The sequence below is a fragment of the Burkholderia sp. AU31624 genome (genome assembly GCF_020420065.1).
Taxonomy (GTDB): domain Bacteria; phylum Pseudomonadota; class Gammaproteobacteria; order Burkholderiales; family Burkholderiaceae; genus Burkholderia.
The window spans coordinates 406,231-431,911 of record NZ_JAIZRT010000006.1; the positions used below are offsets into that span (position 1 = coordinate 406,231).

A 25,681-nucleotide genomic window follows, 5' to 3' on the forward strand; every position below is an offset into this window, starting at 1 on the left:
GCCTTTCCAGCTTCCGTCCGATCGCGATTCCGATGCCCAGTCCCACCGCCGTCCGGCCTGCCGGGCCGCCCCGCATGTCCGACGTAGCGCGCCTCGCCGGCGTATCGAAGATGACTGTGTCGCGCGTGCTCGCCGGCCACAGCGTGGCCGCCGAGACGCGCGCGCGGGTCTGCGCGGCGATCGACCAGCTCGGCTACGTGGCCGACGCGGCCGCCGGCGCGTTGTCGTCGGGGCGATCGGAATTCGTCGCGGTGCTGGTGCCGTCGCTGTCGAGCTCCAACTTCTCCGACACCGTGCGCGGCCTAACCGATGCGCTCGAACCGCATGGCCTGCAACTGTTGCTCGGCGACACCGATTACGACCTGGAACGCGAAGAGCGCCTGGTTCGTTCGATGCTGCGGCACCAGCCGCGCTGCATCGCGCTGACGGGGGCGCAGCACACCGATGCGACGCGCAAGGTGCTGGAGCGCTCGGCCATTCCCGTGGTCGAGATGTGGGACCTGCCCACGCATCCGATCGACACCGCCGTGGGCTTCTCGAACGTGCGCGCCGCACGTGCGATGGTGCGGCATCTGGCCGAGCGCGGTTACCGGCGCATCGGTTTTCTGGGCGGCGCGAGCGAGCTGGATCGGCGCGGCCTCGACCGGCTCAAGGGATACCAGGCGGAGATCAAGGCGCTGAAACTCGGTGAGCCGCGCATCGTGCGGCTGGGCGAATCGCCGATCACCATGAGCCACGGCGGGCCCGCGATGGCGGCCCTGCTCGCGCAGTGGCCGGACACCGATGCCGTGATGTGCGTCAGCGACATGTCGGCATTCGGCGCGATCATGGAATGCCACCGGCGCGGCCTGTCCGTGCCCGAGGACATCGCGGTGGCCGGCTTCGGGAACTTCGAAGTGGCGACGTGCTGCCACCCTGCCATCACGACCGTATCGGTCGACGCATACGGCATCGGCCTGCGCACGGGCGAGGCGCTGCTGGCGGCACTGCAGGCGCGCGACGGCGGCGAGCCGGTCGATTCGCAAAGCATCCGTATCGACTACACGATCGTCGCGCGCGAAAGCGCGTGACGGGCCGGCGACCGGGCCGGTCGCGCCCGGCGAGCACCGGCGTGCGCTCGAGGCGCGCGCGAGCGACGCGATTGCGTACCGCCCCCCTGCCCCTCCGCCGCCCCGCCATCGCATGAACGAAAGGCCGGGTTGACGGCCGATGTGCGTCGATACGGTGCCGTTCGACTGGATCGAAACCTGTGCATCGCGCGCCGCGCTTTCTCCGTCCCCTCCGCCGCCCGCACACAAAATTCCCTTCCGCCACGCAAAAACCCCGTGCTAACATCCGCTCGATGTTACCGGTACCAATCCGGCACGCAACAATGAACGAGGCCCCTTCGGAGACAGCCCGCCATGTCACAGCCCCCGCGCCGCCTGCGCAGCCAGGAATGGTTCGACGATCCCGCGCATGCCGACATGACCGCGCTCTATGTCGAGCGCTTCATGAACTACGGATTGACGCGCGAGGAGTTGCAGTCGGGCCGCCCCGTGATCGGCATTGCGCAGACGGGCAGCGACCTCGCGCCGTGCAACCGCCACCACATCGAACTGGCCGAGCGCACGAAGGCGGGCATCCGCGACGCGGGCGGCATTCCGATGGAATTCCCCGTGCATCCGCTGGCCGAGCAAAGCCGCCGGCCGACCGCCGCGCTCGACCGCAACCTCGCGTACCTCGGGCTGGTGGAAGTGCTGCACGGCTTCCCGCTGGATGGCGTGGTCCTGACCACCGGTTGCGACAAAACCACCCCCGCCTGCCTGATGGCGGCCGCGACCGTCGACCTGCCGGCGATCGTGCTGTCGGGCGGGCCGATGCTCGACGGCTGGCACGACGGCAAGCGCGTCGGCTCGGGCACGGTGATCTGGCATGCGCGCAACCTGCTCGCCGCCGGCGAGATCGACTACGAAGGCTTCATGCAGCTGACCACGGCCTCGTCGCCGTCGATCGGCCATTGCAACACCATGGGCACCGCGCTGTCGATGAACAGCCTGGCCGAGGCGCTCGGCATGTCGTTGCCGGGCTGCGCAAGCATCCCCGCCGCGTACCGCGAGCGCGGCCAGATGGCGTACGCCACCGGCAAGCGCGCGGTCGAGCTCGTGCGCGAAGACGTGCGCCCGTCGGCGATCATGACGCGCGCGGCGTTCGAGAATGCGATCGTCGTCGCGTCGGCGCTCGGCGCCTCGACCAACTGCCCGCCGCACCTGATCGCGATCGCGCGCCACATGGGCGTCGAACTGAGCCTGGACGACTGGCAGCGCCTCGGTGAATCCGTGCCGCTGCTCGTCAACTGCATGCCGGCAGGCGAATACCTCGGGGAGAGCTTCCACCGCGCCGGCGGTGTGCCCGCGGTGCTGCGCCAGCTCGATGCGGCCGGCCTGCTGCGGCGCGACTGCCTGACCGTGTCCGGCCGCGCGATCGGCGAGATCGCCGACACCGCGCCCGACGCCGACCGCGACGTGATCCATACGCCCGATGCACCGCTCAAGCATGGCGCGGGCTTCATGGTGCTGTCGGGCAACTTCTTCGACAGCGCGATCATGAAGATGTCGGTGGTCGGTGAAGCGTTCCGCCGGACCTATCTGGCCGAGCCGGGCGCGGAGAACACGTTCGAGGCCCGCGCGATCGTGTTCGAAGGCCCCGAGGACTACCACGCGCGCATCAACGATCCCGCGCTGAACATCGACGAGCGCTGCATCCTCGTGATTCGCGGCTGCGGCACGGTCGGCTATCCGGGCAGCGCGGAAGTCGTCAACATGGCGCCGCCGGCCGAACTCGTGAAGCGCGGCGTGAGCTCGCTGCCCTGCCTGGGCGACGGGCGCCAGAGCGGCACGTCGGCCAGCCCGTCGATCCTGAACGTGTCGCCCGAGGCGGCGGTCGGCGGCGGCCTCGCGCTGCTGCGCACGAACGACCGCATTCGCGTGGACCTGAATCGCCGCAGCGTCGACGTGCTCGTGGACGAGGATGAACTCGCGCGCCGTCGCGAGACGGCGAGCTGCACGGTGCCGCAGGCGCAAACGCCGTGGCAGGCACTCTATCGCCAGTTCGTCGGCCAGTTGTCCACCGGCGGCTGCCTCGAACCGGCCACGCTGTACCTGAAGGTGATCGAGCAGCGCGGCAACCCGCGCCATTCGCACTGACCCTCCCTGCCACGACCCTTGCCGAGCTGACCATGCGTACTCTTTCCGTTTCCGACTGCCTGCCGCACGATCTGGCGCAAGCGCTGCTGATCGGCCGTGTGTGGCGGCACGACGGCGCCCATGCGGGCCCGAGCGTCGTTGCCGTGCGCGACGGCGAAGTGATCGACATCACGCGCACCGTACCGACCACCGCGGACCTGTTCGACCGCCCCGACGCGGTCGCCCTCGCCCGCACGGCGCCCGGCGAATCGCTCGGCCGCGTCGAGCCGCTGCTGCAGGCGGCGCTCGACGGCACGCGCGGCGCGACCCACATGCTCGCGCCGTGCGACGTGCAGGCCATCAAGGCCTGCGGCGTGACCTTCGCCGTCAGCCTGATCGAGCGCGTGATCGAGGAACAGGCCGGCGGCGACCCGGTGAAAGCAGCGGACGTGCGCGCAACCATCGCGGCCACCATCGGCACCGATCTGTCGAAGATCGTGCCGGGCTCGGACGCCGCGCTGCGGCTGAAGGCGGAACTCGAGCGCCGCGGCGCGTGGTCGCAATACATGGAAGTCGGCATCGGCCCCGATGCCGAGGTGTTCTCGAAGGCGCAGCCGATGTCGGCGGTGGGCTTCGGCGCGGACGTGGGGCTACTGCCGGTATCGGTCTGGAACAACCCCGAACCGGAGATCGTGCTCGCGGTTTCCAGCGGCGGCAGGCCGGTGGGCGCGACGCTCGGCAACGACGTGAACCTGCGCGACATCGAAGGCCGCTCGGCGCTGCTGCTCGGCAAATGCAAGGACAACAACGGCTCGTGCGCGATCGGCCCGTTCGTGCGGCTGTTCGATGACGGCTTCACGCTGGACAGCGTGCGCGAGGCCAGCGTGTCGCTGCGCGTCGAAGGCGCGGACGACGGCTTCGTCCTCGACGGCATCAGCCACATGCGCGAGATCAGCCGCGACCCGCTCGACCTCGTCGCGCAGACCTGCGGCGCGCATCACCAGTATCCGGACGGTTTCATGCTGTTCCTCGGCACGATGTTTTCGCCGATCCAGGACCGCGACGCGCCCGGCGGCGGATTCACGCATCACCTGGGCGACCGCGTCACCGTCTCCACGCCCGCACTCGGCGCACTCGTCAACACCGTGCGGCTGTGCACCGAGATCGCGCCGTGGACCTTCGGCGTGCGCGCGCTGTATGCGAATCTGGCCGCACGCGGCCTGCTTGCGCCGTAACGCCCGGGGCCGCGACGCCCCATCGACATCGACGCGCGGCGGATCGGCGGCAAGACCGCACCCTCGCGCACGCGGTTGCGATCAAGGGTGGCGCGGATGCATGCCGCGCCGATGCGGCCGCCCGGCGAAATCATGCAAAATACGCCCCATCTGAGATGCGGAGACGCGCCCGTGGGGATCAACTTCGACTTGAACGACTTGCAGGCGTTTCGCGCGGTCGTGGAAACGGGCAGCTTCCGAAAGGCCGCGGAATCCGTCAGCATTTCCCAGCCCGCGTTGAGCCGCCGGATCGACAAGCTCGAGGAAGCGCTGGGCGTGCGCCTGTTCGAGCGCACCACGCGTCGCGTCGCGCTCACCACGGTCGGCCGCGTGTTCGCGCAGAGCGCCGAACAACTGCTCGACGATCTCGACGCGGCGCTGCTCGGCATTCGCGACGTGTCGTCGAGCCGCCTGGGCCATGTGACCATCGCGTGCGTGCCGTCGGTCGCCTACTACTTTCTGCCGGCCATCATCGCGCGCTATCATCGGCGCTTTCCGCGCATCCGGGTCAAGCTGCTGGACGCGAGCGCGAACGAGGTGCTGGGCGCCGTCATCAGCGGCGAAGCCGATTTCGGCGTGAGCTTCATGGGCAGCCAGGAAGCCGACATCGAGTTCAAGATGCTGCTCCAGGAGCGCTTCGTCGCCGCGTGCCGCCGCGACCATCCGCTCGCGCGCAAGAAGCGCGTGACCTGGAACGAACTGTACGAGCACGATTACGTGTCGGTGGACAAGACTTCCGGCAACCGCCTGTTGCTCGACCAGGCGCTGGCCGCCGTGGCGCCGCGTGGGCCGAGCGTATGCGAAGCGCGCCACGTGACGACCCTGCTCGGCTTGATCGAGGCGGGGCTCGGCGTCGCCGCGGTGCCCTCGATGGCGATGCCCGGGCACGACCATCCGATTCTCACGAGCGTGCCGCTCGTCGAGCCGGTCGTCAAACGCCGGGTGGGCATCGTCAAGCGGCGCGGACGGCCGCTCACGCCGGCCGCCGAAGCGTTTCACCGGATGATCGTCGACGTGAAGCGCGACGGCCTCGCAAGCAGCGATGCCTCGGCGTGACAACGACACAAGCGACACGAAGGAAGACCGTCCCGTGAGGTTGGCCAGGCTGCTCAAATCGCTCTACGTGCAGGTCCTGCTCGCGATGCTGCTCGGCGTGACCGTCGGTCACCTATGGCCTGACGCAGGCGCGACGCTCAAACCGCTCAGCGACGCGTTCGTCGGGCTCGTGCGGATGACCATCGCGCCGATCGTCTTTTGCACGATCGTCTCGGGCATCACGTCGCTGGCGAACGGGAAGGCCATCGGCCGCACGATCGTCCGGGCGCTGGCGCTCTTCTATCTGCTGACCGCCGTCGCGCTCGCCGTCGGGCTCGTCATCGCGTTCGTGCTGCGTCCCGGCGCCGGCCTGCACATCGACGTTCACCATCTCGATGCGAGCATCCTCGCGCAGTACGCGAAGGAGGCGCAGCCGCGCGGGCTCGTGGCATTCGGGCTGAGCGTGATCCCCGAGACGATGCTCGGCGCGTTCCAGCAAGGCGAGGTGTTGCCGGTGCTGCTGCTGTCGCTGCTGTTCGGCTTCTCGCTGAATGCGCACCGGCGGGCCGGGCAGCCCGTTCTTGCGCTGATCGACGGGGTCGCCCAGGTGGTCTTTCGCGTGCTCGCGATGATCATGCGGCTCGCCCCGCTCGGCGCATTCGGCGCGATGGCCTTCACGGTGGGCCGCTTCGGGATCGGTTCGGTCGGCTCGCTCGCGAAGCTGGTGGTGTCCTTCTATGCGGCCTGCGCGCTGTTCGTCGCGCTGGTGCTCGCGCCACTCGCGCGCCTGCACGGCTTCGCGCTGTGGCGGCTGTTGCGCTACCTGCGCGAAGAGTTGCTCATCGTCCTCGCGACGTCGTCGTCGGAGCCTGTTCTGCCGCGCCTGATCGTCAAGCTGGAATCGCTCGGGTGCGACAAGGGCGTCGTGGGGCTCGTGCTGCCGGCCGGCTATTCGTTCAACCTGGACGGCACCGCGATCTATCTGACGCTCGCCGCGTTGTTCATCGCGCAGGCGTGCGACGTGCCCCTTTCCGCGTCGCAGATCGCCGTGATGCTCGCCGTGATGCTGCTCACGTCCAAGGGCGCGGCCGGTGTTTCCGGTAGCGGGCTGGTGGCGCTGGTCGCCACGCTCGCCGTCATGCGCGACCTGCCCGTCGCCGGCGTGGCACTGCTGGTCGGCATCGACCGTTTCATGTCCGAGGCGCGTGCGCTGACGAGCGTGATCAGCAATGCGTGCGCGGTGATCTTCGTGTCGATGTGGGAAGGCGCATGCGATCGCACGCATCTTGCGCAGCGGCTCGCTGCCGGGGGGCCGGTCGCCCCGAACGGGGTCGATGCGGAGAGTGCCGCCACGGAGGACGGCGGCGACGGTGACGGGAAGGCGGTCTGACGCCAACCTTCCCGTCGATCAGCCTCAATGAGCGGGGACGGAATCCAGCCCGGTCGATTTCACGTCGGCCTGCACGTCGGGCGACGCAAGATAGTCGAGCAGTGCCTTCGCTTCAGCCGGATGCTGCGCGCCGACGGGGATGCCGGCCGCGAAGCGCGTGACCGACTGCAGCGATTCGGGGATCTTGCCGACGAAGGTCGCCCCCTTGACCGGCAGCAGCTCGCTCACCTGCTGGAAGCCGATCTCGTAGTCGCCGTTCGCGACGACCGATGCCACCGGAATCCGCGGAATCATCTTCGCCTTCGACTTCACCTGATCCTCGATGCCGAGTTTTTTGAACAGCTCGCGCTCGATGTAGACGCCGCTCGCGCTGTCCGAATACGCGATCGACTTCGCGTGCAGCAGCGCCTGCTTGAGACCTTCGGGGGAACCGACGTCGGGTTTTGCCGAGCCGTCGCGCACGACCGCGCCGATGCGCGAGTCGGCCAGCTCGACGCGCGATCCGGGGATGACCTTGCCCTGCTTGATCAGGTCGTCCAGCGCATAGCCGACCATGATGACGACGTCGGCGGGCTCGCCGCGCGCGAGCCGGTTCGGAATCGCCTCGGGCGACTTGCCCATCGACGGGCCGAGCGCGGTATCGAGCGTGTTACCCGTCGTTGATGCAAACCGGGGGCCGAGCAGCTTGTAGGCGGCGGTGAAGCCGCCCGAGCTCATCACGTGCAGTTCGGCGGCCTGCACGTTGGCGGCCACTGCCGTGGCCAGGACGAGCGCGGCCGCGCAAAATTTCGGGAGCAGGTTTCTCATGATCATGGTCGTGGTCGTGCGGATTCGTCTGGGTTGGCAAGCATTCCGGATGGCCCGGGGCCTCAATGCGCGGGCGTCAGCGTCGCCGTGCGGCGACGATAGAGCGCGAACGTCGCCAGCAGCGCGCACACCGCGGCGAAGCTCATCCAGTAGCCCGGTGCGGCCTTGTCGCCCGTCGCGTGAATGAGCGCGGTCGAAATGGCCGGCGTGAAGCCGCCGAACACGGCCGTCGCGAGGCTGTACGCGAGCGAGAAGCCGGCGACGCGCACCTGCACCGGCATCACTTCCGTGAGCGCGACGACCATCGCCCCGTTATAGATCCCGTACATGAACGAGAGCCACAGGAGGACGAGCAGCATGTTGACGAACGACGGCGCGTGAGCAAGCAACGACAGCGCCGGGTAGGCGGTCACGACGGTGAGCACCGTCATGCCGACCAGCAGCGGCCGGCGGCCGATCCGGTCGGACAGCGCGCCGCCGATCGGCAGCCACACGAAGTTCGACACGCCGACGCAGAGCGTCACGAGCAGGCTGTCGGCGGTGCTCAGGTGCAGCACCGTCTTGCCGAAGGTCGGTGCGTAGACCGTGATCAGATAGAAGCTCGTGGTGGTCATCGCGACCAGCATCATGCCGGCCACCACGACGCCCCAGTTCTGCACCAGCGTCCCGAACACTTCCTTCATGCCCGGGCGATGCTTGCGCGCCTTGAACTCCTGGGTTTCCTCCAGGTTACGGCGCAGCATGAAGATGAACGGCACGATCATGCAGCCGACGAAGAACGGCACGCGCCATCCCCATGCGGCGATGGCCGACGCGCTCAGCCATTGATTGAGCGCGAAGCCGAGGCCCGCCGCGACGACGATCGCGACCTGCTGGCTGGCGGATTGCCAGCTCGTGAAGAAGCCCTTGCGGCCGGGCGTCGCCAGTTCGGCGAGATACACCGAGACGCCGCCCAGTTCCGCGCCGGCGGAGAAGCCCTGCAGCAGCCGCCCGAGCAGCACGAGCGCGGGCGCCAGCAGGCCGATCGTCGCGTAGCCCGGCACGAACGCGATCAGGACGGTGCCGCTCGCCATGATGGACAGCGTGACGATCAGGCCCTTGCGGCGGCCGACATCGTCGATGTACGCGCCCAGCACGATGGCGCCCAGCGGCCGCATCAGGAAGCCGGCGCCGAACACGGCGAAGGTCATCATCAGCGATGCGAACTCGCTTTGCGCGGGAAAGAAAACGTTGGCGATCTGCGTGGCGTAGAAGCCGAACAGGAAGAAGTCGAACTGCTCGAGAAAATTCCCGGCGGTGACGCGGAAAACCGCAGCGGCCTTCGAACGGGCGTTCGGAAGGCTGGACGAGGGGTGCATCGGGTGTCTCCTGAAAATCCGGAAATACGCGGGAGGGGTGGATCGATTGTCGTTTTCCGGCATGTTCGCTCGTCGCCGGGCAAACGATAAGTGCAATTTTTGGAAGGATTGATGTCGAAGGGTTATCAATCGACGTAGCGGCGGCGCGTGACGCCGCACATCGTTCCGCGTGCGGCGAACGCCCGATGCAGGGCTTGACAGGAACAGCCAGGCGGCCTCGCACACGTTTGCGCTCCCGTGTGCGATCGCTCGCGCCCACGGGCGGCCCTGCAGGGCCTCGATTTTCTGTTAACCGTGCCGTTAACCCAGGTTTGACCCGCGCCGGCCCCACTGCCGCCGGCATCCCACACGAGCACGAGCATGGCCGCAACCACCTCGATCGAGAAAATCGCCGACTGGGCCGGACGCAACCACCTTGTCGTCGGGGCATTGGGCACGTTGATGTCGCTGGCGGCGCTCGGGATCAGCGCGGCGACCCTGTGGGTCGGGCGCAGCGAAGTGATCGACCACGCGCACGAGACGTCGCGCAACGTCGCCGCCGTGCTGGTGAGCCAGATCGCGCGCACCGTCGAAACGTCGAACAACGCGCTGGTCGCGCTCGCGTCCGATCTCGGCAAGCCCGCGGTGCGGCGCATGGATGCCGGGCTGCGGCACGACCTGCTGTTCGAGCGCACCGCCGCGCAATACGTGACCGGCATGGGCGTGACCGACCGGCGCGGCCAGTTGATCGACGGCTGCTGCGGCACGACCCATCGTTGGGATTTCAGCGATCGCGACTACTTCAAGGTCCATCGCGATGCCGACAACGTCGGCCTCTACGTGTCCGAGGCCTATCGCGCACGCTCGCGCGGCGGCAAGGAATCGATCGCGCTGTCGCGCCGGATCGACCGGCCGGACCATACGTTCAACGGCATCGCGGTGGTCGCCCTCGACATCGCCTATTTCGAGCAGCTCCTGTCCGGTCTCGATGTCGGGCCGAACGGGGTCAGCGCGATCCTGCGCGCGGACGGCACGATCCTCGCGCGAAATCCGTCGCTGAACGACAACCAGATGAACCACCTGCGCCGTTCGAAAGCCTTCGACCGGATGGTGCACAGTGAGTCAGGCTTCTACCCCGCTCGTTCGACCATCGACGGCATCATGCGGCTGTATACGTACCAGCGGGTGCCGGGCACGCCGCTGATCGCCGTCGTCGCGCCTGCCGAGCGCGACGTGCTGGCGAGCATCACGCGCCTGTCGTGGACGGTAGGCGTGTCCGCCACCGTGATCAGCGCACTCTTCTGCGCGGTGGTCTGGCTGCTCGCGTTTGCGCTGCGGGACAACCTGCGCAAGCAGACGCTGCTCATGGATCTCACCCGGACCGATCCGCTGACGGGCCTGTGCAACCGCCGCGCACTCGATATCGCGCTGGGCGACGAATGGGAACGGCTGCAGCGGGGCAGCAACGGCAGCCTGTCGATCCTGTTCATCGATGCCGACCACTTCAAGCAGTACAACGACCGGCACGGCCATGCGGTGGGCGACACGGCGCTGCGCTTTCTCGCCGAATGCATCCGCACCCACACGCGACGGCGCGGCGATCTCGCCGCGCGCTACGGCGGCGAGGAGTTCGTCGCGGTGCTGCCGGATACGGACGAAAGCGGAGCCGCGCAGGTCGCGGAGGCGATTCGCCGCGAAGTCGAACGCAACCGGCTCGACGGGTTCGCGGACACCGTGCCGGCGTTCACCGTCAGCATCGGCTGCGCGACCGGCCATCGCGCGCGCCCTCCGTCAGTGCATGCGCTGTCGCACCAGGCGGACATGGCGCTTTATCGTGCGAAGCGCGAAGGCCGCAACCGCGTGTGTTGCGCGGAAACGGAGCAACACGCTCGCGTGGCTTGACCTGATCGGCCACGGATCGTGGCCAGCATCTTTTTCGGCAGCGGCCTCTACGCAAACGATTGCGTCGGACAACAGTCCTAAATTGTTCATGTACCAATCCGATAATAAGGAACGCTACTTGATATCAATGAAACTGGACTGCTCACATGAATAATCGACGATTAACGGTTCGCACGAAGCTGACCCTGGCGTTCAGTCTCCTGACGTGCATGGTGCTGCTCGTCTCCATGCTGGGCATCGTATCGCTCGGCAATGCGAACGCGGCATTCGACCATTACGTCAATGGCACCAACGCCCGTGCCATCCTGGCGGACAAGGTTCGCGTCGCGGTCGACCGGCGTGCGATCGCCGCCCGCAACCAGGTGCTGGCGACCGCACCGCGCGACGCGGACATCGAGAAGGACGCGGCGCTGCAGGCCGACCGCGACGTCGGCGCGCTGCTGGGCGAACTGACGAATGCAGTGCGCGAGGGGAGCGGCGCGACCGACAAGGCCCGCGAACTGGTTCGGCAAATCGGCGCGGTCGAGGCGCAGTACGGCCCCGTGGCGCGCGCCATCGTCGACGCGGCGGCGAACAACCGGCGCGATCAGGCGATCACGATGATCAACGAACAGTGTCGGCCGCTGCTGGCCAGGCTTGTCAGCGCCACCGACGCCTATGCGACGTTCGCCCGCGCGCAAGGCGAGCAACTGGTGACGGAATCGGCCGACCGCTATGCATCACAACGACTGATGCTGATCGTCATGTGTATCACGGCGGCAGCCGCCGCCGCGATCCTGGGCGTCTTCATCACCCGCGGCCTGCTGCGCGCGCTCGGCACGGAGCCTGCCGTGCTCAGCGACATCGCACGCCGGATCGCCGCCGGCGACCTCGGTACCGAATCGTCGACCGGTGCCGCGCCGGCCGGCAGCGTACTGGCTTCCATGCGCGACATGCAGGCGAACCTGACCCGCCTGATCTCGGAAGTCCGCACGGCATCCGGCAATGTCGCGACGGGCGCCGGCGAAATCGCGTCCGGCAACCAGGACCTCTCCTCCCGCACGGAACAGCAGGCCGCGTCACTGCAGGAGACCGCGTCGAGCATGGAGCAACTGACCTCCACCGTGCGCCTGAACGCCGACAATGCGCAGCAGGCAAGCGGGCTGGCCAACAACGCGTCGGAAGTCGCCCAGCGCGGCAGCACCGCAGTCGGCCTGATGGTCGACACGATGACGGACATCAGCGCCAGCTCCGCCAAGATCGCCGACATCACCGCGATCATCGAAGGGATCGCCTTCCAGACCAACATCCTCGCGCTCAACGCGGCCGTGGAGGCCGCCCGCGCCGGCGAGCAGGGCCGCGGCTTTGCCGTGGTGGCCAGCGAAGTCCGCAGTCTCGCGCAGCGTTCGTCGAGCGCCGCGAAGGAAATTCGCGAGCTGATCTCGGAATCGGTCCGGAAAATCCAGGACGGCTCGCAGATCGCGAACAACGCGGGCGAGACGATGACCCAGGTCACGCATGCGATCGCGCGCGTGACCGACATCATGGGCGAGATCGCGGCCGCATCGAACGAGCAGAGCCGCGGCATCGAGCAGGTCAATCTGGCCATGACGCAAATGGATGAAGTCACCCAGCAGAACGCGGCGCTCGTCGAACAGGCCGCCGCCGCATCGAAGTCGCTCGAGGAACAGGGTGGCCGGCTTGCCGACGCGGTATCGCTGTTCCGGCTCGACACGCGGGTGGGCGGCGCATAGCCTCCCGCCGTGCGCGTGCCCTCGATGGACGCATCGAATCCGTCGCCCGACATGCTCAGCACCCGAAATTAACCAGATAGTGGGAATTCGCGCGCATTGCATCCGATGCGAAACAATTCCGTAACGGCCGCGTAACGATCCATCACCACAATTCGCCATCTTCGACCATCAGGATGGAGTCTTGCATGTTTGCGTCACGAAGCCGTTTCCCGCTGCACGTCGCAGCCTTGTCGAGTGCGATCGTGCTGGCTGCGTGCGGCGGCGGCGATGATGTCGTGTCGACGGGCACGATCGCCGCGGCCGTTCCCGCGCCGCCCGCCGACCCCGGCTTCGTCGACAGCGCGCCGATCCCGAGCGCGCCCGCGTTCGTCGACAACGTCGCGACCAACCAGCGCGGCGATGCACGCTATGCGACGCTGTCGACCAACGCCGCGGTGCGCGTGTTGAGCCGCTTCCTCGATCTCTGGCAACCGGCGACGATGCTGGTCGATGCGGGCGTGAGCGCGCCAGCGAACGGCGCGTTCCCGGCGATCTCGCCGTCGCCCTGCTCCGGGCTGCCGAACAGCGGCGTGTCGTGCGGCACGATCCTGAACGATGCGGTGCTGTCGGCCAACGTGCAATACGTGGTCAACGCGACGACCGCCCGCACGCCGCAGCAGGCTGATGCCGCGTACTACGACGACCGGCGCGGCAAGGGCTTCAGCGTGACCGACGGCATGGGCCCGCTCACCGCCGCGTGGCGCACCGCGGCCCAGCAGACGACCAGCATCACCAGCATTCCGTCCGACGCGACGACGGTGCTCTATAACGACTCGGGCAACAACGTCGGCGTCGGCAGCAGCAGCGGCAACGCCAGCTTCGGGAAAGTTGTCGACCTGCTCAACGAAATGGGCAACAACGCGTCGACCGAACCGTCGAAGCGCTTCTTCAAATATGCGCGCCCGTACCGCTGGAGCACGAGCGTGGTGGTCGCGCCGACGCTCGTGCCGGCCGAAAGCACGACGCCCGCGACCGACGGCGGCTTCATCAGCGGCCACACGGCCGAGGCGGTGCGCGATGCGACGACGATGGCGTGGCTCGTGCCGGAACGCTTCCAGGAAATGGTCAGCCGCGGCCTCGAACTGGGCGAGAACCGGATCCTCGCCGGCATGCATTCGCCGCTCGACGTGATCGGCGGCCGCATGCTCGCGCTGGCGGTCAGCGCGGCGAACCTGACCGCGTACGCCAGCGACGCACAGGCCGCGTACACGCAAGCCCATCAAACGCTGCAACAACTGACGGCGACGAGCGCCACGACGTTCTCCGCCTTTGCCCACTCCGGCACGACGGCCACCGACCGGTTCGCCGACTACACGACGAACAAGGCCGCGTTCCTGCGCCGCATGACGTTCGGCTTCGTCGCGATCGAATCGACGGACGCGCCGCCAGTCGTGCCAAAGGGCGCGGAGATCCTGCTGCAGACGCGCTTCCCGTACCTGAGCGCCGACCAGCGGCGCGTCGTGCTGAAGACCACCGAACTGCCGTCCGGTTATCCGGTCATGGACGATGCGGAAGGCTGGGGCCGCCTGAACCTGTTCGCGGCCGCCGACGGCTACGGCGCGTTCAACGGCAACGTGATCGTGTCGATGGATGCGTCGCAGGGCGGGCTCAATGCGGCCGACCTGTGGCGCAACGACGTCGCGGGCGCCGGCAAGCTGACGCTGCAAGGCAGCGGCACGCTGACGCTGGCGGGCAACAACCGCTACACGGGCGGCACGCAGGTGAGCGGCGGCACGCTCGCGGCCGTGTCGACGACGGCGTTCGGCAACGGCGACGTGTACGTCGGCTCGGGCGGCGGCGTGAAGATTGCGGCCAATGCACCGGTGACGATCGCGACCCGCTATACGCAGCTCGACAACACGACGCTCGAACTCGACATCGACGGCAACGGCGGCGGACGCCTGCGCGTGGGCGGCCCGCTCACCGTCACGGGCGGCACGCTGCGCGTGAAATTCGTGAACGGCTACACGCCGAAGGCCGGCGACACCATCCCGCTGATCGACGGCGCGGCGGCCGCCGCGAAGTTCTCGACGGTGACGGTCGACGGGTTCAAGGCCACGCCGGTTTATACCGCGACGGGCGTGTCGGTCACGCTGTCGGCGGCGTAGTCGGCGGCGGGCATCGATCCCGCAACGGCGCCGCCCACGGGCGGCATCGGCATCGGCATCGGCATCGGCATCGGCTTCGGCTTCGGCTTCGGCTTCGTCTTGGGCTTGGGCTTGGGCTTGGGCTTGGGCTTGGGCTTGGGCTTGGGCCCGAGCCTGGCCTCACGCAAAGCGGGCGGGCGCCGCCGTGCCGGCTTCGCCCGACGGGCAAGACCGCGTGCCGAAGCGCCGCTGCAGCTCGATGATCGTCGGCAGGTTGAAATCGTGGACATCCGGCGTGGCGCCGCCCTGTCGCCGGTTCACCTCGACACAGAGTTCCAGCGCCCGCGCCCGCGTCTCGGCGAGCAAGCGCAGCGCCTCGCCGAGCAAGCCCTTCTCCAGTTCCGACAGTTGATCGCCGCGGCCGGCTTCGCCGGTCGCCGGCTTGCGCATGATGGTTTCCATCGCAACGTCTCCTTACCAGTCCGATTGCGCGGGCGGCCGTACACCGCGTCGCGCGTCACATGACCGCGCCGCGCAGCCAGGGCACGAATTCGCGGTCGCCGATACCATTCTCCTCGCTTCGCGACGGCCGCCCGGACGCGACGTCGAGCATCAGCCGGAACAGCCGCTCGCCCGCTTCGCCGACCGAGAGCGAACCGGCGACGATCCCGCCGCTGTCGAAATCCATATCCGATCGCATCCGCTCGAACAGGCCGGTCGTCGTCGCGATCTTGATCGTCGGCACCGGCTTCGACCCGAACACCGAACCGCGGCCCGTCGTGAAGCACACGAGATTCGCGCCGCCGGCGATCTGCCCGGTGGCCGACACCGGGTCGTAACCCGGCGTATCCATGAACACGAGCCCGGCTTGCCGTACCGGCTCCGCATAGTCGTAGACCGCGCGCAGCGGCGAGCGGCCACCCTTCGACACCGCGCCGAGCGACTTCTCGAGAATCGTCGTGATGCCGCCGGCGAGGTTGCCGGGCGACGGGTTGTTGTTCATTTCGCCGCCGTTGTCGGCGACGTAGCGCGCCCACCACTGCAACCGGCCGAGCAGACGCTCGGCCACGTCGCGCGACGCCGCCCGCGCGATCAGCAGATGCTCGGCGCCATAGATCTCGGGCGTCTCGGACAGGATCGCGGTGCCGCCGTTGCGGACCAGCAGATCGACGGCCGCGCCGAGCGCCGGGTTCGCGGTGATGCCCGAGTAGCCGTCGGACCCGCCGCATTGCAGGCCGACCGTCAGCCGCGAGGCCGGCACGGCGCTGCGACGCGCGCCGTCGGCCGCCTCCACCAGTTCGCGCACGATCGACACGCCTTTGGCCACGGTGTCGCGCACGCCGCCCTCGTCCTGGATCACCAGCGTGCGCACGGTGCCGGGCGCCGCCGCGTCGAGCCGTTGCGCGAGCGCGCCGACCTGGTTGACCTCGCAGCCGAGGCCCACGAGCAGCACGCCGGCGAAATTCGGGTTGCGCGCATAGCCGACGAGCGTGCGGCGCAGCAGCTCGATGCCGTCCCCGGTGGCCGACATGCCGCAGCCGCTCTGATGGGTGATCGCGACGACGCCGTCGACGTGACCGAACGCATCGAGCGCGCCGTGCCGGTAGGCATCGGCAATCGCATGACACACGCTCGCCGAACAGTTGACGCTGGCGATCACGCCGACGTAGTTGCGGGTCCCCACGCTGCCGTCGGGCCGCACGAAGCCGTCGAAGGTATCGCGGCGATCCGTCTCGACCTCATACGCGCCGTCGGCAGGCGCGCCGTCGTGTGCATGCCGATCGGGCATCCCGACGTTGTGCACGTGCACGTGCTCGCCCGCGGCGATGTCGCGCAGCGCGACGCCGATCGGCTGCCCGCATTTGACGATCGCGCCGCCGCGCGCGATCGGCGCGGTGGCGACCTTGTGGCCGGCCGGTATCGCGTCCGCCGGCCGCAACCGTGCGCCGCGCACGTCGATCGGCACGTCCGGCGCCAGCGCATCGAGTGCGACGGCGACGTTGTCGTTGCCGTGAAGGATCACGATTGCCGGTTGCTTCACGATGCCTCTCTCCCTGTCATTGCGATGCCGGCCGCCGGTTCATGGCGGGCGACGAGTTGCCGCAACCGCGGTTGTTCGGCCGGCAACGCGAGCGAATCCGCGAGCGCGAGCAGCGGCGCGATCCGCCGCGCGACCTTCTCGCGATGGTTGACCGCGATATCGGCGATGCGATGCGCGAGAAACGGATTGAGCAAGCGCTCGCGCACGCTGTCGACGTAGCGTTCGGCCGTTTCGCGCAAGCCCAGCGCCACGAATACCGGCGCGACTTCATCGCGCCACACGGCCTCGAGCCCGTCGCGCAGCCGCGCATCGTTCATCGCGCCCAGCACCGTTTGCGCTGCGTCGCGCCCCGCCGCGAGCCACTGCTCCGCGAGCCAGCTGTGCCCGAGATTGAGGAAGAACAGCTTCAGGCGCTCGTGGCTGCGCAAATCGTCGGTGACGACGATCTGCGCGTGCTCGCATGGCAGCATCATGCCCGCACGCCGTTCGATCGCCCATAACGCATAGGGCTCCGCGATCGCGCCGACCGGATGCAGCGGCTCGGACACGATGCGGTCGACGAGCGAGTTGACCCATGTGCAGCGGTGGCCCAGATAGTTGGCGAACGCGTCGGGCAGCCGCCACTGGCGCGCGAGGCCCAGCACGATGTCGCGCAGCGTGTCGCCGTTGTTCGTCACCAGTTCGCACGGCAGGATCGACACGCCGTCATCGGGCCGCACCAGCCAGCGCGCATGCAGCAGCGCGAGCAGCTTCGCCGGAAAGCCGTGCGGTGCGTGTTCCGGGTGATCCAGCAGGTCCGCGGCGTCGCGTGGGTCGGCGCGATAGCCTGCGTCGCCGGTGTTCGACACGATGACGCGCACCGTCTCGATCGCGGCGCCGCGTATGTCCGCCCAGTCGCGCTCGGCGTCCCACGCGCGCTGCACGGCGCGGCATTCGACGACTTCGTCCACCACGCCGCCGCGCTCGCGCCCGCGAATCCGCACCGGATAGCGGCCGGTGGCGCGCAACGCGTCGATGCGGGCGCGGCTGGCCGGATTGCCGGTCGTCTGCACGATGCCGATGCCGCCGATCGCGTTGCCGTCGTCCAGCGCCTCGGAGACGAACAGGTCGACGTGCGCGAGCAGGAAGCGGCTCGTGCCGAACTGCAGGATCGGCGGCGTCATCGCGTGCGCTCCGCGTGCCGGATTCGATGGATCAGCATTCGACGAGCGCCTTCACGACGGTCTGCCCGGCATCCAGCAGACGCGGCAGCGCGTCCGGCACCTCGTCGAGCCGCATCCGGTGCGTGTTCAGCGCGCGGTCGGGAATGCGCCCCGCGCGCATCGCGTCGAGCACCGTCGCGAAATCCTCGGCCGTCGCATTGCGGCTCGCGAGCAGCGTGGTTTCCCGCTTGTGGAACTCCGGATCCGAAAACGCGACGTGCCCGCGCACGATCGAGATCAACGTGTATTTGCCGCCGTGCGCGACGAATTCGAACCCGCGGTTCATCGCATCGAGATTGCCCGTCGCGTCGAACACCGCATCGAAATACTCGCCGTTCGTCAACGACGCGAGACGCGCCGCGTCCCCTTCCCCCACCTCCACCGCCGCATCGACCGCCAGATGCTGGCGGCAAAACGCCAGCCGGTCGGCGCGCGTGTCGAGGCACGTGACGTCGGCGCCGCGCAGCTTCGCGAAGATCATCGCGGCCATGCCGATCGGCCCGGCGCCGACGACCAGCGCGCGCTGCCCGGCGCGGATGTCCGCGCGGCGCACCGCATGCGCGCCGATCGCGAGAAACTCCAGCATCGCCGCCTGGTCGAGCGAAATGCCGTCGGCCTTATGCACGAACTGCGCGGGCACGCTCAGGTATTCGGCGAGCGCGCCGTCGCGATGCACGCCGAGCACCTTGATGTTCACGCAGCAGTTCGTGTTGCCGTGCCGGCAGGCGACGCAGTGTCCGCACGACAGATACGGCATCACGTACACCGCGTCGCCGGCGCCGAGCCCCGACTCCGGTTCCGCCTCGACGACGACCGCCGACAACTCGTGGCCCATCACGCGCGGATAGTCGAGGTACGGCTGGTTGCCGGTGAAGATGTGCAGGTCGGTGCCGCAGATGCCGACCCGTTGCACGCGCAACAGCACGTCGCCGCTGCCGCGCACGGGCAGCTCGCGATGCTGCACGCGCAGCACGCCGGGGGATTCGCAAATCACGCTGAGCATGTCGGTTTCCTTTCGTTCGGGTTCATTCGTCGTGGCGTGCGGTGTCGATCCGGTAGAAGCGGCGCGCGTTGCCGCCGAACAGGCCGTCGAGCGCCGCGGCGCCGAGCGACTGCGCGCCATCGTCCTCGCATGCGGCCAGCCATTCGCCGTAGCCGCCGCACGCCGACGCCAGCCGCAGCACCGGCCAGTCGCTGCCCCACATCAAGCGCGTCGGCCCGAACAGGTCGGCCAGCGCCTGGACATACGGCCGCGTGCGCGCGCGCACGGCATCCGGGCCGGCTGACGGCCCCGCCTCCGTCCAGAGGCCGGACAGCTTGCAATGCAGGTTCGACAGGTGCGCGAGTCGACGCATCGACGTGAGCCACGGCTGCATCTCGCCGCGCTCGATGAACGGCTTCGCGCCGTGATCGATCACGATCGGCAAATCCGGGTGGCGTCGCGCGAACGCATGCAGCGCATCGAGATGGCGCGGCATCACCAGCGCATCGAACCGCAGCCCGTGCTCGAGCATCGCGGCGACTGCGCGATCCAGCCGCGGATCGTCGATCCACGCGTCGTCGGGCAGATCCTGCAGCATCGGTCGCAAACCGCGCGCCTTCGGCGCGGACGCAAACGCCGCGATCCGCGCCGGTGCGTCGTCGGCCTTCAGGTCGAGCCAGCCGACCACCGCGCCGACGCTCGGCGTTTCAGCCGCGAGATCGAGCAGAAAGCGCGTGTCGGCTTCGCTCGGCAGCGACTGCACGAGGACGGTGGTATCGATGCGCGCGGCGTCGAGCAGCAGCGCCAGCTCGGCGGGGCCGAAATCCCGGTGAATCGCAGCGAGTTCGGCCGGCGGCCAGCAGCCGGCCCGCGCGCCGATGCGCCAGTAATGCTGATGGGCGTCGATCCGTGCGGTCATGCGCGTGCTCCCGGCACCGGCGCGTGCGCGTCGATCAGCCCTTCGTCGCGCAGCGCCTCCCACAGTTCGGCCGGCGCGGGGCGCTCGAACCAGGAGATGTTCTGCGCCAGTTGAGCCACGCTGCGCGCGCCGACCACGCACGACACGACGGCCGGATGGCCGAACGGAAACTGCAACGCCGCGGCGGGAAGCGGCACGTCGAAGCGGTTGCACAGCGCGCCGAGCCGCGTCGCCTTGTCGATCACGTCGGCGCTCGCGTCCGCATAGTTGAACTTGCCGTTGCCGGCGAGCAGGCCGGAATTGAACACGCCGCCGATCACGATCGCCGTCCCTTCACGGGCGCATGCGTCGAGCAGCGGCTCGAGCGCCGTCTGTTCGAGCAGCGTATAGCGGCCGGCCAGCAGCACCGCATCGAGCGCCGCTTCGTTCAGCGCGTCGGCCGCGACTTCCCATTCGTTCACGCCGAGACCGAACGCACCAATCTCGCCGCCCGAACGCAGCGCATCCAGCGCGCGAAACCCGCCGCCGCGCGTCAACTGGTCCCAGTAGTGTGCGTGACGCTCGCCGTGCGTCATCGCGCCGATGTCGTGCACGTACAGCATGTCGATCCGCGCGAGCCCGAGCCGTTGCCGGCTGTCGTCGTGCGAGCGCATGATCCCGTCGTAGCTGTAGTCGTAGACGGGCCGGAACGGCAGCGGCTCGGCCCAGCCGTCGTCGCCCGGCCGCACGCTCGCGTCGGCCCGCATCAGCCGCCCGACCTTCGTGCTGAGCGTGAAGGCGCGGCGCTCGCGCGGGGCGAGCCCCGCCCCCACGCGCCGCTCGGACAGCGTGTAGCCGTAATACGGCGCGGTGTCGAAATAACGCATGCCGGCGGCCCACGCGGCGTCGACGAGCGCGGCGGCATCGGCGGCCGACATCGGCCGATAAAGGCCGCCGAGCTGCGAGCAGCCGAGGCCGAGTGCGGACACCGTCAGCCCGCTGCGCGGCAAGGTGCGCGTATCGTGTGCGTTCATGAGGCGTGACTGGATGCGGGAAAGGGATCAGTACAGGACATTCTTCGCCGCCTGCGAATCGAGGTTCTGCTTGTCGACCATCACGACGCCGGTGTCGATCAGCTTCGGCGCGGGCTTGCGCTCGATCACGTCGAGCGCCGTGCGCACGCCCTGGTTCCCCATCTGCCACGAGCCCTGCACGGCGATCGCCTGCACGGTGCCGTCGCGCACGAAGCCCTGCAGGTCCTCGTTGCCGTCGAACCCGATCGCCACCACCTTGCCCGCCTTGCCCGACTGCTTCAGCGCACGGCCCATCCCGACCGCGGTCGGCTCGTTCGCGCCGAAGATGCCCTTCAGGTCCGGGTTCGCCGACAGCACGTCGGTCGTCTGGTTCAGCGCGGTCGCCATTTGCGACTGCGAGTAGTACGGGCCGACGACCTGCAGCTTCGAATGGCTCTCGATGTACTTGCGGAACCCGCCGACGCGGCTGACCTCGGACCCCGCGCCCGGCACGTACGACATGATCGCGATCTTGCCCGACTGCCCGACGCGGTCGATCAGCGCCTTCGCGCACAGCGCGCCCGCCTTCTCGTTGTCGGTCGACAGGAACGCCTGGTAGTACGGCTTGCCCGCGTCCGCGATGGCCGAATCGATCAGCACGACCGGAATGTGCGCTTCCCACGCCTTCTTGATCGCGGGCACCAGCGCATCGGGATCGGACGGCGCGAGCACGATGCCCGCCACGTGACGCGTGACCGCGTTGTCGACCATGTTGACCTGCCCGCTGATGTCGGACTCGGCCGCCGGGCCCTGGAACGTCATCGTGTAGCCCTTGGCGCCGTCGAGCGCCGCCTTCGCGCCTTTCTGCACGTTCTGCCAGTAGTTCGAGTTGACCGTCTTGACGATCACCGCGATCTCGCCGCCCGCCGCATACGCGCCGCCGCTGCATACCGCGAACACGCACGCCGATGCCGCCAGCAGGATGGATTTGTTCATGTCTCGCTCCGCTTCTCGTTGGTAGGGACTGCTTGCTTCCGGTCAGGGCCGGCGATTGCGCAACTGGTCGATCCACACCGTGCCGAGGATCACGACGCCGATGATGATCTGCTGGATGAAGCTCGATACGCCGTTCATGTTCAGGCCGTTGCGCAGCACGCCGATCACGAACGCGCCGATCGCCGTGCCCGAGATCGTGCCGACGCCGCCCATCAGCGACGTGCCGCCGATCACCGAACTGGCGATCGCGTCGAGCTCGTACATCACGCCTTCGTTCGGCTGCCCGGTGACGAGCCGCGACATCAGCACGCAGCCGGTCACGCCGGCGAGCGCGCCCGAGAGCACGTAGGTGAACAGCTTCACGCCCGGCACGTTCACGCCCGACAGCCGGGCCGCTTCCGCGTTCGACCCGACCGCGTAGATGTGGCGGCCCAGGGACGTTCTCGACAGCAGCACGGACACCACGACGAACAGCACGACCATGATCACGACCGGATACGGAATGCCGGGAAAGGTCGTGTCGGGGAACCCGTCCGCGCCGATGCGCGAGATCCGCAGCAGCGCGCCGTTGCCGAGCGCGCCGAACGCGTCGCCGAGATCCGATACCGGCCGCGCGCCGGTGATCTGCAGCGCGATGCCGCGCGCGACGAGCATCATGCCGAGCGTCGCGATGAACGGCGGCAGGCCCATCTGCGTCACGCAGATGCCGTTGACGAGCCCGCACAGCGCGCCGACCAGGATGCCGGCCGCCATCGCGGCAGGCACCGGCACGCCGGCCTTGACCAGCAGCGCCGCGCAGACGCCGGCCAGCGCGAGCACCGAGCCGACCGACAGGTCGATGCCGCCCGTGATGATCACGCAGGTGGCGGCCACGCCCAGGTAGGCGATCGACGTGACCTGCAGGCCGACCGTCATCAGGTTGTCGACCGAGAAGAACGCCGCGCTCGATATCGAGAACGCGAACACGAGCACGACGAGGCTGCCCAGCGCCGCGAATTTCTGGATCAGGTCGCGCCGCCGCTGTCGCGCCGCCCGTTCGTCGGCCTGGCTTCGATCGGATGTCATTTCAAGCATGGGAACGCCCCGACGCAAAGTGCATGATCTCCTCCTGACTGGTGTGTTTCGTGTCGAGCAACGCGGTCAATCGACCTTCGTGAAAAACGGCGATCCGGTCGGTCATGCCGAGCAGCTCCGGCAATTCCGAACTGATCAGCACCACGCCGACGCCGTCGGCGGCGAGCCGGTCCATCAGCCCGTAGATCGCGAATTTCGCGCCGACGTCGATGCCGCGCGTCGGCTCGTCGAAGAACAGGATCTTCGAGCCGCGATACAGCCATTTGCCGATGACGACCTTCTGCTGGTTGCCGCCGGACAGGTTGCGCACGCGCTGGTGCACCGACGGCGTGCGAATCGCGAGGTCCTGCACGTAGCGGCGCGCGACGGCGAGCTCGTCGTCGAAGCGCAGGAATCCGAAGCGTGACGCGATGCCGCGCACGTTCGCGAGCGTGAGGTTCGCCGCGACGGGCATCGGCAGCGCGAGCCCTTCCTTCTTGCGGTCCTCCGACAGATACGCGATGCCGTGCCGGATCGCCTCGCGCGGCGAGCGGATCGTCACGGGCCGCCCGTGCAGCGCGATCGTGCCGCCGTCGACGCGATCGGCGCCGAAGATCGCGCGGGCGATCTCGGTGCGCCCGGCGCCCATCAAGCCCGCGAAACCGAGGATCTCGCCGCGCCGCAGCGCGAACGACACCGGCCCGAACACGCCGTCGCGGCGCAGCTCGCGCACGTCGAGCAGCACCTCGTCGGTCGGCACCGATTGCCGTGACGGATAGGCGTCGTCGAGCGTGCGTCCGACCATGCGCGCGACGATGTCGTCGAGGCTCACGTCGGCGAACGCGTCCGTCGAGATGTGGCGCCCGTCGCGCAGCACCGTCACGCGATCGACGATCTGCGCCATTTCGTCGAGCCGGTGCGAGATATACAGAATCGCCACGCCGTCGGCGCGCAGCTCCTCGATGATGCGAAAGAGCTGCACCGTTTCCGCTTCCGTCAGCGACGACGTGGGCTCGTCCATGATCAGCACGCGCGCGTCGTGCGACAGCGCCTTCGCGATCTCGACCATCTGCTGCTGCGCGATGGACAGCACGCCGACCTTCGTCGTCGGGGCCACGTTCAGCCCGATGCGGGCGATGCAGCGCGCCGCATCCGCGTTCATGCGCTTCGTATCGACGAACGGCCCGCGCCGCGGCTCGCGTGCGAGGAACAGGTTCTCCGCCACGCTCAGGTGCGGGACGAGATTGAGTTCCTGGTGAATGATCGAGATGCCTGCCGCCTGCGCTTCGGAGGCCGAACGAAATTGCACCGGCGCGCCGCGATAGTGAACGACGCCGTCGTCGGGCAGGTACTGGCCGCTGATGATCTTCATCAGCGTCGATTTGCCCGCGCCGTTTTCGCCGCACACCGCATGCACCTCGCCGCGGCGCAGGTCGAGGCGAATCCCGTCGAGCGCGAGGACGCCCGGAAAGCGCTTGCGAATCCCGTCCAGGCGCAGGATCTCCCGGTCCGCTGCGTCGTGCGCGGCCTGACCGGGCAGATTGCGAGGCATTGCCATTGCGTCTCCTTGAGGTGGATCGACCTCGGCACTCCCTGGTCAGTCCAATTCGGATGAATTACAGCAACCAAACCTGTTTTGGTCAAGCCAATTTAACTATTTCAATCTGATCTTACCAACAGTGAAAACCCGGACATCGGAATGAACTCGCCGCCACGCGGGGCGATGCGGCAGGCGTGATAGACTCCGCGACACGCGCTTGCGCCCAAAGCGCATTGATCCCACTCCATCGGATGAAATCGACAGAACCCAAGCGGCTTTACCAATCCGTCGCGGCCCAGATCGTCGCGTTGATTCGTCAGGGCGAATTCGCGATCGGCGAGCGGCTGCCGCCGGAGCGCGAGCTGGCGCTCACGCTCGGCGTCTCGCGCCCGTCGCTTCGCGAGGCGCTGATCGCGCTGGAAATCGGCGGCCAGATCGAGATCCGCATGGGCTCCGGCGTGTACGTGCGCGACACGGCGGCCGACGCGGTCGGCCCGATGGCCACGCTCGGCGACAGCCCGTCGGAATTGATGCAGGCGCGCGCGGCCGTCGAAGGCAGCGTCGCCGCGCTGGCCGCGGCCCGGATGACGGCCGCGATGCTCGAGCGGCTGCGCCGCACGGTGCAGCGCATGAAGCGGCTGGCGGAGGCCGGCAAATCTCCCGTCGAAGCCGACCGGCAATTCCACATGCTGATCGCGGAAGCGGCCGGCAACTCGGTGCTCACCCGCTTCGTCGGCGAGCTGTTCGACAGCCGCCACGACCCGATCGCCACCGCGATGCGCGGCCACGCGGAGAATCCGCAGACGTGGACCGCCGCGGTGCGCGAGCACGAGGACGTGCTCGTCGCGTTGCAGGCCGGCGACCCGATCGCGGCCCAGACGGCGATCCGCGCGCACCTTCGCGCGTCCGAAGCGCGGTGGATCGAGGGTGGGCTGAAAGCCGATCCGGATTGACCCACGCACGGGCGCCGGCACGCTCGTCGTCGCACCACGACGCACGGCGTCATGGGATGAACGGTGCCGACCTCCATGAAATCCGCTGATGCGTGATTCGAGCCCGCGCGGGCGTGACGTCGCTCGACGTCGGCCTGCCTGATCGAACCACGCAAGACGCGACGAACCGGACATTGCCGGTCGCCGCTTTCCGCTGGACGAAGAACCGCCGCTCCCTGGCGTCGTGGAAAAACCC

20 protein-coding genes are annotated in these 25,681 nt (G+C 68.5%); 9 read left to right on the top strand and 11 right to left on the bottom strand.

Features of this window, described 5'->3' with window-relative positions; genetic code table 11:
• The first annotated feature begins 32 nt into the window (after positions 1-32).
• The 5 genes from LGM89_RS23670 to dctA all read left to right on the top strand — a co-directional run bounded on the left by LGM89_RS23670 (position 33) and on the right by dctA (position 6,863).
• The gene (locus tag LGM89_RS23670; RefSeq protein ID WP_206137166.1) at positions 33-1,070 is read left to right on the top strand and encodes a LacI family DNA-binding transcriptional regulator; all 1,038 of its coding nucleotides are present in this window, start codon (positions 33-35) and stop codon (positions 1,068-1,070) included.
• A 333-nt stretch (positions 1,071-1,403) separates the two neighbouring features.
• On the top strand, positions 1,404-3,185 hold the full coding sequence (locus tag LGM89_RS23675) for an IlvD/Edd family dehydratase (RefSeq protein WP_226274053.1): 1,782 nt from the start codon (positions 1,404-1,406) through the stop codon (positions 3,183-3,185).
• 32 nt (positions 3,186-3,217) lie between these two features.
• Entirely contained in the window at positions 3,218-4,399 is a 1,182-nt protein-coding gene (locus LGM89_RS23680; protein ID WP_226274054.1) for a fumarylacetoacetate hydrolase family protein, read from the top strand.
• Positions 4,400-4,570: 171 nt separating this feature from the next.
• Complete coding sequence (locus tag LGM89_RS23685; RefSeq protein ID WP_226274055.1) at positions 4,571-5,494, top strand: LysR family transcriptional regulator; 924 nt, start codon at positions 4,571-4,573, stop codon at positions 5,492-5,494.
• A gap of 34 nt (positions 5,495-5,528) precedes the next feature.
• A complete protein-coding gene (dctA, locus tag LGM89_RS23690) occupies positions 5,529-6,863 on the top strand; it encodes a C4-dicarboxylate transporter DctA (protein WP_226274056.1) in 1,335 nt (444 codons plus the stop codon).
• Between the two features lie 24 nt (positions 6,864-6,887).
• Here dctA and LGM89_RS23695 read toward each other — a convergent pair whose 3' ends face one another.
• Both LGM89_RS23695 and LGM89_RS23700 read right to left on the bottom strand, forming a co-directional pair.
• A complete protein-coding gene (locus LGM89_RS23695; RefSeq protein ID WP_089499037.1) occupies positions 6,888-7,670 on the bottom strand; it encodes a substrate-binding domain-containing protein in 783 nt (260 codons plus the stop codon).
• Positions 7,671-7,732: 62 nt separating this feature from the next.
• On the bottom strand, positions 7,733-9,028 hold the full coding sequence (locus LGM89_RS23700) for an MFS transporter (protein ID WP_089498383.1): 1,296 nt from the start codon (positions 9,026-9,028) through the stop codon (positions 7,733-7,735).
• A gap of 360 nt (positions 9,029-9,388) precedes the next feature.
• On the opposite strand from LGM89_RS23700, the gene LGM89_RS23705 reads away from it, so the two are divergent.
• From LGM89_RS23705 to LGM89_RS23715, 3 genes are all read left to right on the top strand, one after another.
• On the top strand, positions 9,389-10,909 hold the full coding sequence (locus LGM89_RS23705) for a sensor domain-containing diguanylate cyclase (RefSeq protein WP_089498382.1): 1,521 nt from the start codon (positions 9,389-9,391) through the stop codon (positions 10,907-10,909).
• A gap of 146 nt (positions 10,910-11,055) precedes the next feature.
• Positions 11,056-12,642 carry a methyl-accepting chemotaxis protein gene (locus LGM89_RS23710; protein ID WP_226274057.1) on the top strand — a complete coding sequence of 529 codons (1,587 nt, stop codon included), beginning with the start codon at positions 11,056-11,058 and terminating at the stop codon, positions 12,640-12,642.
• 185 nt (positions 12,643-12,827) lie between these two features.
• Positions 12,828-14,789: a phosphatase PAP2 family protein gene (locus LGM89_RS23715; RefSeq protein ID WP_226274058.1), complete on the top strand. Its 1,962-nt coding sequence runs from the start codon at positions 12,828-12,830 to the stop codon at positions 14,787-14,789.
• Between the two features lie 159 nt (positions 14,790-14,948).
• Here LGM89_RS23715 and LGM89_RS23720 read toward each other — a convergent pair whose 3' ends face one another.
• Genes LGM89_RS23720 through LGM89_RS23760 form a run of 9 tightly spaced genes read right to left on the bottom strand, consistent with a single transcriptional unit; the run spans position 14,949 to position 24,511 of the window.
• Positions 14,949-15,230: a hypothetical protein gene (locus LGM89_RS23720; RefSeq protein WP_089443884.1), complete on the bottom strand. Its 282-nt coding sequence runs from the start codon at positions 15,228-15,230 to the stop codon at positions 14,949-14,951.
• Between the two features lie 55 nt (positions 15,231-15,285).
• Positions 15,286-16,809: a UxaA family hydrolase gene (locus LGM89_RS23725; protein ID WP_226274059.1), complete on the bottom strand. Its 1,524-nt coding sequence runs from the start codon at positions 16,807-16,809 to the stop codon at positions 15,286-15,288.
• Positions 16,806-17,972 (bottom strand): mannitol dehydrogenase family protein, encoded by a 1,167-nt coding sequence (locus LGM89_RS23730; protein ID WP_226274060.1) that lies wholly within the window; start codon positions 17,970-17,972, stop codon positions 16,806-16,808. Before LGM89_RS23730 ends, LGM89_RS23725 begins: the two co-directional genes overlap by 4 nt.
• A gap of 31 nt (positions 17,973-18,003) precedes the next feature.
• Positions 18,004-19,014 carry a zinc-binding alcohol dehydrogenase family protein gene (locus LGM89_RS23735; RefSeq protein ID WP_226274061.1) on the bottom strand — a complete coding sequence of 337 codons (1,011 nt, stop codon included), beginning with the start codon at positions 19,012-19,014 and terminating at the stop codon, positions 18,004-18,006.
• A 22-nt stretch (positions 19,015-19,036) separates the two neighbouring features.
• The gene (locus LGM89_RS23740) at positions 19,037-19,912 is read right to left on the bottom strand and encodes an amidohydrolase family protein (RefSeq protein WP_226274062.1); all 876 of its coding nucleotides are present in this window, start codon (positions 19,910-19,912) and stop codon (positions 19,037-19,039) included.
• The gene (locus LGM89_RS23745; protein WP_226274063.1) at positions 19,909-20,925 is read right to left on the bottom strand and encodes an aldo/keto reductase; all 1,017 of its coding nucleotides are present in this window, start codon (positions 20,923-20,925) and stop codon (positions 19,909-19,911) included. Before LGM89_RS23745 ends, LGM89_RS23740 begins: the two co-directional genes overlap by 4 nt.
• Positions 20,926-20,952: 27 nt before the next feature.
• A complete protein-coding gene (locus LGM89_RS23750) occupies positions 20,953-21,900 on the bottom strand; it encodes an ABC transporter substrate-binding protein (protein WP_226274064.1) in 948 nt (315 codons plus the stop codon).
• 42 nt (positions 21,901-21,942) lie between these two features.
• Complete coding sequence (locus LGM89_RS23755; RefSeq protein WP_027810441.1) at positions 21,943-22,974, bottom strand: ABC transporter permease; 1,032 nt, start codon at positions 22,972-22,974, stop codon at positions 21,943-21,945.
• A complete protein-coding gene (locus LGM89_RS23760; RefSeq protein WP_089443880.1) occupies positions 22,967-24,511 on the bottom strand; it encodes a sugar ABC transporter ATP-binding protein in 1,545 nt (514 codons plus the stop codon). Before LGM89_RS23760 ends, LGM89_RS23755 begins: the two co-directional genes overlap by 8 nt.
• A 233-nt stretch (positions 24,512-24,744) precedes the next feature.
• Here LGM89_RS23760 and LGM89_RS23765 point away from each other — a divergent pair, with 233 nt between their 5' ends.
• Positions 24,745-25,446: a FadR/GntR family transcriptional regulator gene (locus tag LGM89_RS23765; RefSeq protein WP_050016796.1), complete on the top strand. Its 702-nt coding sequence runs from the start codon at positions 24,745-24,747 to the stop codon at positions 25,444-25,446.
• Positions 25,447-25,681: the final 235 nt, after the last annotated feature.

Bases quoted from the DNA above. Each gene is read 5' to 3' on its own strand.
- LGM89_RS23670 (WP_206137166.1), top strand. From the start codon at position 33: ATGCCCAGTCCCACCGCCGTCCGGCCTGCCGGGCCGCCCCGCATGTCC.
- LGM89_RS23675 (WP_226274053.1), top strand. From the start codon at position 1,404: ATGTCACAGCCCCCGCGCCGCCTGCGCAGCCAGGAATGGTTCGACGAT.
- LGM89_RS23680 (WP_226274054.1), top strand. From the start codon at position 3,218: ATGCGTACTCTTTCCGTTTCCGACTGCCTGCCGCACGATCTGGCGCAA.
- LGM89_RS23695 (WP_089499037.1), bottom strand. From the start codon at position 7,670: ATGAGAAACCTGCTCCCGAAATTTTGCGCGGCCGCGCTCGTCCTGGCC.
- LGM89_RS23700 (WP_089498383.1), bottom strand. From the start codon at position 9,028: ATGCACCCCTCGTCCAGCCTTCCGAACGCCCGTTCGAAGGCCGCTGCG.
- LGM89_RS23705 (WP_089498382.1), top strand. From the start codon at position 9,389: ATGGCCGCAACCACCTCGATCGAGAAAATCGCCGACTGGGCCGGACGC.
- LGM89_RS23710 (WP_226274057.1), top strand. From the start codon at position 11,056: ATGAATAATCGACGATTAACGGTTCGCACGAAGCTGACCCTGGCGTTC.
- LGM89_RS23715 (WP_226274058.1), top strand. From the start codon at position 12,828: ATGTTTGCGTCACGAAGCCGTTTCCCGCTGCACGTCGCAGCCTTGTCG.
- LGM89_RS23720 (WP_089443884.1), bottom strand. From the start codon at position 15,230: ATGGAAACCATCATGCGCAAGCCGGCGACCGGCGAAGCCGGCCGCGGC.
- LGM89_RS23730 (WP_226274060.1), bottom strand. From the start codon at position 17,972: ATGACGCCGCCGATCCTGCAGTTCGGCACGAGCCGCTTCCTGCTCGCG.
- LGM89_RS23735 (WP_226274061.1), bottom strand. From the start codon at position 19,014: ATGCTCAGCGTGATTTGCGAATCCCCCGGCGTGCTGCGCGTGCAGCAT.
- LGM89_RS23740 (WP_226274062.1), bottom strand. From the start codon at position 19,912: ATGACCGCACGGATCGACGCCCATCAGCATTACTGGCGCATCGGCGCG.
- LGM89_RS23745 (WP_226274063.1), bottom strand. From the start codon at position 20,925: ATGAACGCACACGATACGCGCACCTTGCCGCGCAGCGGGCTGACGGTG.
- LGM89_RS23750 (WP_226274064.1), bottom strand. From the start codon at position 21,900: ATGAACAAATCCATCCTGCTGGCGGCATCGGCGTGCGTGTTCGCGGTA.
- LGM89_RS23755 (WP_027810441.1), bottom strand. From the start codon at position 22,974: ATGCTTGAAATGACATCCGATCGAAGCCAGGCCGACGAACGGGCGGCG.
- LGM89_RS23760 (WP_089443880.1), bottom strand. From the start codon at position 24,511: ATGGCAATGCCTCGCAATCTGCCCGGTCAGGCCGCGCACGACGCAGCG.
- LGM89_RS23765 (WP_050016796.1), top strand. From the start codon at position 24,745: ATGAAATCGACAGAACCCAAGCGGCTTTACCAATCCGTCGCGGCCCAG.